The 8,848-nt window shown below is 30.7% G+C and carries 7 protein-coding genes and 1 pseudogene; all 8 read right to left on the reverse strand.

What is annotated here, in order from left to right; genetic code table 11:
- Window positions 1-78: 78 nt before the first annotated feature.
- Window positions 79-1,128: a glycoside hydrolase family 68 protein gene (locus tag CP363_RS09835; RefSeq protein WP_233187161.1), complete on the reverse strand. Its 1,050-nt coding sequence runs from the start codon at window positions 1,126-1,128 to the stop codon at window positions 79-81.
- A gap of 330 nt (window positions 1,129-1,458) precedes the next feature.
- Entirely contained in the window at window positions 1,459-2,196 is a 738-nt protein-coding gene (locus CP363_RS09840; RefSeq protein ID WP_098036191.1) for a hypothetical protein, read from the reverse strand.
- Between the two features lie 9 nt (window positions 2,197-2,205).
- Window positions 2,206-2,586, reverse strand: coding sequence for a hypothetical protein (locus CP363_RS09845; RefSeq protein ID WP_098036192.1), 381 nt, complete (start codon window positions 2,584-2,586; stop codon window positions 2,206-2,208).
- The gene (locus CP363_RS09850; RefSeq protein WP_098036193.1) at window positions 2,579-3,514 is read right to left on the reverse strand and encodes a ParA family protein; all 936 of its coding nucleotides are present in this window, start codon (window positions 3,512-3,514) and stop codon (window positions 2,579-2,581) included. The genes CP363_RS09845 and CP363_RS09850 overlap by 8 nt, the downstream gene beginning before the upstream one ends.
- A 518-nt stretch (window positions 3,515-4,032) precedes the next feature.
- Window positions 4,033-6,558, reverse strand: a complete 2,526-nt coding sequence (locus CP363_RS09855) for a P-loop NTPase fold protein (RefSeq protein ID WP_098036194.1) — start codon at window positions 6,556-6,558, stop codon at window positions 4,033-4,035.
- A gap of 410 nt (window positions 6,559-6,968) precedes the next feature.
- Window positions 6,969-7,754 carry a hypothetical protein gene (locus CP363_RS09860; RefSeq protein ID WP_098043531.1) on the reverse strand — a complete coding sequence of 262 codons (786 nt, stop codon included), beginning with the start codon at window positions 7,752-7,754 and terminating at the stop codon, window positions 6,969-6,971.
- Between the two features lie 16 nt (window positions 7,755-7,770).
- Window positions 7,771-8,277 carry a hypothetical protein gene (locus tag CP363_RS09865; protein ID WP_089146276.1) on the reverse strand — a complete coding sequence of 169 codons (507 nt, stop codon included), beginning with the start codon at window positions 8,275-8,277 and terminating at the stop codon, window positions 7,771-7,773.
- A 58-nt stretch (window positions 8,278-8,335) separates the two neighbouring features.
- Window positions 8,336-8,764 (reverse strand): annotated as a pseudogene (locus CP363_RS09870) (ATP-binding protein); the annotation flags it as partial.
- Window positions 8,765-8,848: the final 84 nt, after the last annotated feature.

Below are 8,848 nucleotides of genomic sequence, written 5' to 3' on the forward strand. Positions count from 1 at the left end.
AGGGAAATAAATCAGATAAATATTTAAGAAATTAAGGTTAGACTAATGGTTCACAACCTACCGCAAAAATATTGACACTTACAGCTTCAAGTTAACTGTTGCAATTTTTTGGTGATTAGTATTCTCACGAGTGTCTACATCAGCGTAAAACAATTGAATACTGCCATCTTTGTTCACTGTAGCTGAGCCTGACCATTCTTGATCAGTTGGCTTAGCGTTAAAACCAAAGATTGGACCAGCACATTTCCAATGGTTAAGATTATTGTCATTGTACTTGTTATAGAGCAAATAAATGTGGGCATCATTTTGGTTAGGGATTCCCATCATGGCGATCATTAATTGATAGCCTTTATAATTCACTACTCTACCAGTCTTAGCATCTTGTACTGGCCATGAATCCCAGATTTCTAGTTCCGCTACTTTGCCAGTTTGTGCATCACGCGTAACGGTTGCCGGCATGTTTTTAATCTTCTTAGCATTAAAATATGGCACACGATACTGGGCATCCTGATCAATCATCTTTTTAGCCACGCCAGCATATTGATCATAGCTCCAGTGAGTACTAGTATCCTTATCAAGCTCATTAAAGTTCAACTTTCTTACTTCCTTAAGTTGGACTTCAGTTAAATCCTTAGGATTAACATCTGCAGTTCGCAACATTTGCACAGTTTGCGGATCTAAGTTATAAACTACAGCGTCATTATTCTGAACATAACTAGTATCACTAACACTGTTAGAAGCATAATCATTAGTAGATTGAGTAGTGTCCGTGAACCCTCCTACTTGGTTTTGAGTGTCTTGATTAGCATTAGTGGTATCAGTATCTGCAGCACCAGTGTTGTTCTGGTTGCCAGCATTATTGGTATTATCTGCTGCAGTATTATTTTGATCAGTTTGATTTTGCGTTTGATCAGTAGTTGCAGCAGTATTTTGACCAGTTTGTGTCTGATCTTGATCTGATTTACCATTTTGATCATTATCATTAGCAGTCGTAGTTTGCGTATTTCTCTGATCAGTTGTAGGTTGTTCTACTGTATCAGCTTTAACTGTTTGACTGTTATTTATGTTAAATAAGCCGAGTAAAACAGCTGCTGATGCAAAGGTAACTAATGTGCTTCTCTTGTTCATCTCTGTTCAAATTCCCTTCTGTTATTCCATAGCAAGTTTATTATAATATTTTGTTCGGATTTTGGGAACCTTCTTAATCAAATTGAAATATTAGCTAAAATTAGTAATATTTTTGTCAGATTGCTAGTACCAAGATTCCATTAACTTGCTCTTCATCAACAGAATTTAATAAAAAATCAACTTTAAACAAAAAAATAAATCATAACGTTGTCATGTCATAATTTACTTCCTATTTAGGTTTACCAATAAAAAGTCATTAAACTTCAAACCATGTTCTTACTTTTAATCTGAAATAATAGACATGTGCCTATTCAAAAACTAAATTCAATATTAAAACATAGCTATTTCAAAAAAATATTTTTCAAATTTTTCAGAAGTTAATGGGCGTAAATAATCACTTACCAATATATCAGGTAGTAAATTTAAATAAAATTTATCAATCAAAATTAAATATTCTATAAAAAAAATTAGTTCATCATTTAACTTACTAAAAGCCAGAAAATCTATTTTATTATTTTGATTAGCTATTACTTCTTGAAGCACATCTGGTAATGGTACATCTGCTTTAATATGTACTGATTGTGACAATCCCCAATAAATCTCTTTAATTTGCTGAGAATATTCTTCACTTATTCGATTAAATTTCTTTTTTTTCTTATGTCTAATATGACCATATCCTAAACAATTTGTCTTAATAGTTTTACTGGATTGATCCAATAAATAACTAAATTTAAATCTGTCTTCACCAGGAATCGTAATGCCTTGTACAAGTGCTACTCCTCTAATAAATTGGTCCATTGCAGCTCTTCCATACGCCAGTGCTACATTATCATTTCCCTCCAAAATTAACAAACCACAATATAGTATAATGCCACAACTGTCACTAAACTTTTTTAAATACTCTTCATTTCCAAACATCTTATAAACGCTTTTTCTATATAAAAACAATAATTTGAAATACTTATCAAATTCATCATTTTCAAACATAGCTCTATCAAATTTCTGAGGAAATGATTTATCTAAAATGCTTATAAATTTTTCCTTATCGTTTTTTATATCATTTTCCATTATTATAAGTTACTTTTTTACATTTCTTTCGCCATTTATATAATCACCTAATAAAGTTTCATTTTGTAATGAACTAGAACTTTTTTTATTTTTATAAAAAAAGCTGATATGATAATTAAATATTTTAGTCAAAATAGTAATATCTTCAGTTTGATTTACTAGTCGCACTACTCTTGAAGCTAATAAAGTTCTAGATTTATATACATATGGTTTAAACCCATCTTTTATCTTAAACAAGTGTTCGTAAAAACTAATATATGCATGCAAGTCTTCATTTTTTTTGAACTCCGATTTATCAAAAATCGTTGAAACCAACAGCCCCATAAAAACTATTTTTTTCTCATATGATGATACTTGCTTTTGCGTCAAAAATTTTCGTATATCATTCATTTTCTTTTTTTAATCTTTCTAATACCTCATAAGATAAATCCACCATCTTATGACAATATTCTCTGGACCATCTATTTTCTTCACCTCTATAAATAGCAGGCCGGGTTACAAGTTGATCCACTTTATAAAAATAAGTCTCAAATGTATGTATATCACAACTTAAAGCACTACTCATATCTCCAACTTGAAATTTGTGTAATTCATCATGAAATTTTCTTTGGTCTGTCTTAATTCCTACTTGTGATTGAGTTTGCGCAAGAAACATATACACAATTCCTAAACATCGTAACGGAGTATCACGAGCATCTATTTTCATTTTTAATTGATCTGTCAAGATTTTTACACCAACCGTAGAAAATTCATCAAGATTTGTTGGAATTATAAAATAATTTGATAAACTTAAAGCCACCGAAGTTAACTCACCCCATGTTGGTGGACAATCAATCAAAATAATATCATACTTATCTACTAAATGATTAGTTTTAAAAAAAATTTTTAATCGATCTGAAGCATTTGAATTTATATCTACAATTAATCTTAAATCTCCAGGAATTAAATCAATAGACTGGGCATCTTTAACTAGCTTATTTTCTTTCTTTAAATTTACAATTGGATTACTTACAGAATTATCCACTAATCCTCTATTCTCATCATTAGAGGTAAATATATATTTTAAAGTCTTTCTTTGCTTCTGCCACTCAAAATATTGATCTAAACTATTATAAAAAAATCTTGTCAACGCTTGAGTCGAATTAAATTGCGGGTCAACATCAACCACTAATACTTTATATCCCATATTTGCAAATTCAATTGCTAAATTACAAGTAATAGTGGTCTTGCCCACTCCACCTTTCATATTCAAAACTGAAATTATCGGATTACTATGTAGCTCTATCTTTTTGTCTTTTTTGTCCTTTTTCTTATTCATTTACTATGCACCTTATTACATTCTGTTATATCTATGTTATTATAATTATGTACTTCCAATAATGTCAATTCTGACTCTATAATTTACTTATTCTCTTGTGATTAATATCAAAAAAGTTAGGAGCAGCATTTCGTTATTCTGCATCACTATGGTCAAGTATCTCCAGTCATCCCTGCAAAGAGCTTTGAAGCGTCTCTGCTTGCAACCCCAAAAAAGAAAGACTCGTTCAGATCCATTTCGAGCTTTTCTTCAACTAGGGAAACCGAGCTATTATAGAAAATCCAGCTCTAGATCTGCTTGTCTAATGCCGGACAGCAGGTATGCTTTTTGTGAGTTGGTCTTTAGATCCGTCTTTGGCTCAAAGCCACGATAGGAAGCTTGTCCTTTTCCATAAAAAACACCTCCTAAATGATGCTTTCAGCATGAAACAAATTTCATCAAGATAGAAGGTACTCAGTTATATAACGCTTATGAAAGAAGAAGCCATAAACCACCTATCATTTTAACTTATGCCAATTTTACAATTCACTCGGATTAATAGGACTCTCGTAATATCTTTCTTCATTGTCTCCTTCCAAATATTTATGATAAGCAAGATATACCCTTTCTTGAGAGGCATTAACAGGTTTAGTTTTCTGCAAAATCGTTCTTAATTTGGAAACATGCGCTAATCCCATAGTATTCAAATACTCATTTTCCAATCGATAGCCATATCCTTTAGTGCCTCTAGATTCCCGCACAGCATCATTTAAAATCCTATATACATTTTTATCAGAAATAATTGAATCTAAATAATCAGAAATACATTTTGGAGATAATTTTTGATGTTTTACATAACGATATAATCCCCACGCATTTTTGTCTTCATAAATTCCATCTTCATACAGATTAACTTTGTTCTTTAAAATATTTTTACAAATTTCATACCAACATTTTGTCGTTAATTTTTGTAACCAATCAACTTTTTCAGCAAAACTATTAAGGGTATCCATACACCGCAACAATTCATATCGTTTATAAAACTGTTTAATCATTTCAGAGACTGCTTTAGGATCTGAAGTTTCTAGTAATTCCTTGCATCTAAATAGTACTTGTGTACGAGGACTAGGAAATCCATCATCCCAAAATTTATTAGCACTACTCAACAATAATCTACATAATGGTATCTTTTTATCATCGTTAATTTGGTTTATGTATAATCTTAAATCTGCAATTTTTAATATTAATTCTTCACTAGGCGAATCAATAAATTTCCGATAAATTCTCTCCAACGCTTCTTCAGTTGATACTATGTTAATTTTATTAACTGTATCTTCAACTTGAAGATTAATTCTCGAATAATCATTCTGCGTAAGTGAAAAGTATAAATCAAAATAGTAACCACTGCATATTCTGAACTGTTTTTGCCTTTTATCATTCTTTAATTCATCTGTAGTTATATCTGGACTAAGATGTAATCGATCATGAGCATAATAGCTCTTCACATAAGGAAACATTTCTTCTAATATTGGTATATACTTTTTATACTCCTCCAGGTTTTCATCATAAAATTTCTTCAGCCGCTCTGTACGCTCATTATCATTTTCCATTAAATATTGCATAGCTGATGCAAAATCTTGTGAAATAAAACTAGAGCTATTATCTTTTATCAACTTGTACAGACTAGGAGCCTTAAAATAAATAAATTCAAGTAATAATGAATCAGCTGGATTTAACTTATTGTCTTTACTAAATGCAATACTGCAAACGGAATTAATAACCCGTTTTAATTCTCTAAGACTCCCTATCTGCTTAACAACCAGTTCTATGGCAGGCATAAGCAAACTTAATTTGGCATCACTAATTTCATTTGCTTTAGCAACTTCAGACAAACTTTTTTTATATATTTTACTAATTACTTTCTCGGAAACTTTAGGAATTCTAATTTCTTGATTAACTATCTTTTCTTCAAAGGCGGGATTTACTTCTTCTCCGTTACTTACAATTTGCTCCATTCTATTTTTATCATAAAGCAATACAAAGATTGAATTTGGTAAATTAAACAAGGTACCAAGCATCTTCAATAAAAATAATACTTGTGACTTATTTGCTCGATCTAAATCATCAACAAAAAATACATATTTTTTGCCACTAGTTAAAATTAAATCCTTTAATTCATCATGTAGCTGATCAACATCATCTTGTGATATATTTTCATTAATTATCTGATTAAGCGTGTTTCCTGTTTGTGGTATATTTACCATGAATTTAGCTACACGTTTTAAAAGCTTATTCATTCTAACCGAATTATAGTTAATATCTAATGCTTTTAACAAAGAATCATACATGGTTTGAATAAGTGCAGCCGAAGAGCCAGTCGTCCAAAAATCCAAGCCTTTAACAACACAAATATCGTCATTTTTAACTAAACGCTGTTGAACCAAGTTGGCAATTGTTGTTTTTCCTGTTCCCCATTCACCTTCTAAACCAATTACATAGGCACCCGATGAATAAGCTGAATTGATCGAATCACAAAGTACTGATACAATCACATCTCTATCCAACAGATCATAGTTAACGGCCTGATCACCAACAACGATTGGATATTTTGTTATTTTTCCTTCACATAGATCACGTAAATCAACTACAGTCCTATTACTTTTATGCTCACCTAATGACTTTTTCACATAACTCAATCTTATAAACAAAGAGATTAACATAACAACTAAAGTACTTGTAGCCAAATCGAACTTCCATGTATTTTTCTGATTTATGTAAGTCAAATACATCATATAAATCAGCATTGTCATGACAATTGTTACTAAAACCATATCTAACACATTAATACTTGATAATTTGATTAGCTTATAAAAATTAGTAACATACATAGTCCAAACGGCAATTAGTACAACAATACCTGTTATAGTAATTGCAAAAGAAATTTGCACTGAGCTTATAACATTAAAGTAATCAATTGTTATAATCAATATCGCAATAACCAACGAAGTCAATATTGCATTAGTATTTTTGAGTTTTAACCAAAAGAGACGTCCGATATTATTCACAATATTACCTTTCAATAGTTCTTATTTCCCTATAAATATAGTTGTTAATTATCTTAAATCAAATAGCAAAGGGCTTCCCTTCCTTTTGCACCATTCGTGTCTCTTTTGCCCATAGTAAATAAACTGTCAAGCATCCTTCAAATTTAGAATATTAGCGTTTGGTAATTTTTAAAATAGATAACTTGGGTATTTTTCTGGGATTAGTCTACGTCTTTGACTCGACAGGAAAGACAAAACAATGATATTAAAACACTAGGAAGTTTATCTTAGTGTTAATGCTTGACACCAAGTTTATTGACATGATTATAAGGATAGAAGTGGCAAAACTAGCAGAACTCTAAAATCCATACAGATGGCGCATCAATTCAGCCACCTCAAAGCTTACTATGGATGAAATTGCACAATGCTTTTTATTTTTCATCTGACAAATTCATGGTTACTGTCGCCTTCGCTTCCTCATATGGTTTTACATCAAATGAATATAAATTTAAACTAGGATCAGTATACAAAACCACCAAGGATTCCTTATAGGCTTCTTCTCCTAATTTATTACATATTTCTTTTTTACTTTTATTTTCAATTTTACCTACATTATTGGGTTTTATTGATTGAAATACTTTGTTATTATCAGGAAAAATCAATCGCATTCCCGAAATGTCAAAGTCAGTACTAGTTTCTCCTAAATCCTCATGCGAACAGCATACAAGATTTATGATTTTATAGCTTTCTTCGTTACTGAAATTTCCATGTTGAATCTTAAACATTATTTCACTAATTTTTTTAAAATCTTTCTTTTTACATATTCCAAAATAGCGATAAACTCCACCAGAAAGGCCAGTATTTACTGGAACTACATGCAATTCTAATCCTGAAGAATTTATAGTAGCATTCCCACCACCCTGATTTTCACTTTCCTTTGGCTTAAGTTCTAGTTTCACAGAATCTTTCCAACTACTATAAACTTGTAATTTAGATTCATGCTCCTTTTCAAATTGCTTTCTTGAATTAATAATTTCACTATAAGCAAAAAATAAAGCTGCAACTGTTCCAATACCACTTACCCAATCAGCCCAACTTCCTAATTCTTCACCCTTAGCATTAATCAACGCACCTATTAAAATTCCAAACAATCCTACTAGAATAACAATATTTATACAAAACCAATGAGTGGCGACATAATGTTTCATTTGCTTCAAAACTTTTTCACCCTACTTACTTCTTCAATTCTTGAATACTTCTAGCAATTTCTGCCAAATAATTAGTTTCTCCTTTATCATTTTTCACCCTAAGTTCAATATCATTTTCTTTATTGATATTGAACTCAAATTCATCATTAAACTGACCCGATTTACTCAAACTATTATGTCTAGAATACTTAACTTTAATTTTTAATTTACCTTCTATCCAATCTGGTAAATAATATACATCATCCTGATTAGGTGCAAGCGTGATATCTTGCCAAATAGATAAGTCAATTTTTTCATTTTCACCTGTCACCCATTCACTTGTAACGAATTTTATATCTGCTGTCGTTTTGCCATAATTTTTTATTATTAAGTATCTATTCATAAAATTGGCTAATCGATAATGTCTAATAGCGATAATTACACTGGGTCTATTATTTTTCCACGTCGTCCAAGCAGTATATATCCATGATGAAATCGCAATAATTAATGAAACAATTATACTTACAACCGAAATCCAATTTCCTATTTTCATATGTCTTTTCCTTCAATTTTGCAAATCCAAAAATATCTGCTTTATTAACATTCTCTAATTATTTTTCTGACCAAATATCTGTTAAGACAACGTCATCGCTCTTAGGTCTATAGTTTTTTTCTGCTTGATCTATTTTTGTAAAAATTGAAATAGGAAATGCTTTTCCCGTTAAAACTGCTTCTCCTTGACCCAATGAAGAAATCATATTAAACGAGGCTTTATCAAGGGTAGGCATAGCATTCTCTAACATTGCTAAATCTTTATCGTTTACTAATCGATGAACAAAGAAATTATGTAATTGAGAAGTAATAGTTGGTGATATATCTGCCGGTCTTTGGCTTGCTATCGTGAGAAAAAAGCCGAATTTTCGTCCTTCTTTTATTATTTCTTCAAACGACGATAATCTTTTATTTTGCCAATAATCACTTTTATTGTGAACAGTACCTAATATATTATGTGCTTCATCAATAATCAAATGTGTGGTCCTGAAACTGTCAAATCTTTTGTGTAAATAGATCTTTCTCGTAAATTGATTTTTTAATTATTTATTTAATCAAAGTAGGATTCTAAG

This window comes from Lactobacillus sp. UMNPBX12, assembly GCF_002553955.1.
In the GTDB taxonomy this organism is placed as follows: Bacteria; Bacillota; Bacilli; order Lactobacillales; family Lactobacillaceae; genus Lactobacillus; species Lactobacillus crispatus.

What these genes read in the sequence shown, in the direction of transcription:
- CP363_RS09835 (WP_233187161.1), bottom strand. Translation starts at nt 1,128, where the DNA reads ATGAACAAGAGAAGCACATTAGTTACCTTTGCATCAGCAGCTGTTTTA.
- CP363_RS09840 (WP_098036191.1), bottom strand. Translation starts at nt 2,196, where the DNA reads ATGGAAAATGATATAAAAAACGATAAGGAAAAATTTATAAGCATTTTA.
- CP363_RS09845 (WP_098036192.1), bottom strand. Translation starts at nt 2,586, where the DNA reads ATGAATGATATACGAAAATTTTTGACGCAAAAGCAAGTATCATCATAT.
- CP363_RS09850 (WP_098036193.1), bottom strand. Translation starts at nt 3,514, where the DNA reads ATGAATAAGAAAAAGGACAAAAAAGACAAAAAGATAGAGCTACATAGT.
- CP363_RS09865 (WP_089146276.1), bottom strand. Translation starts at nt 8,277, where the DNA reads ATGAAAATAGGAAATTGGATTTCGGTTGTAAGTATAATTGTTTCATTA.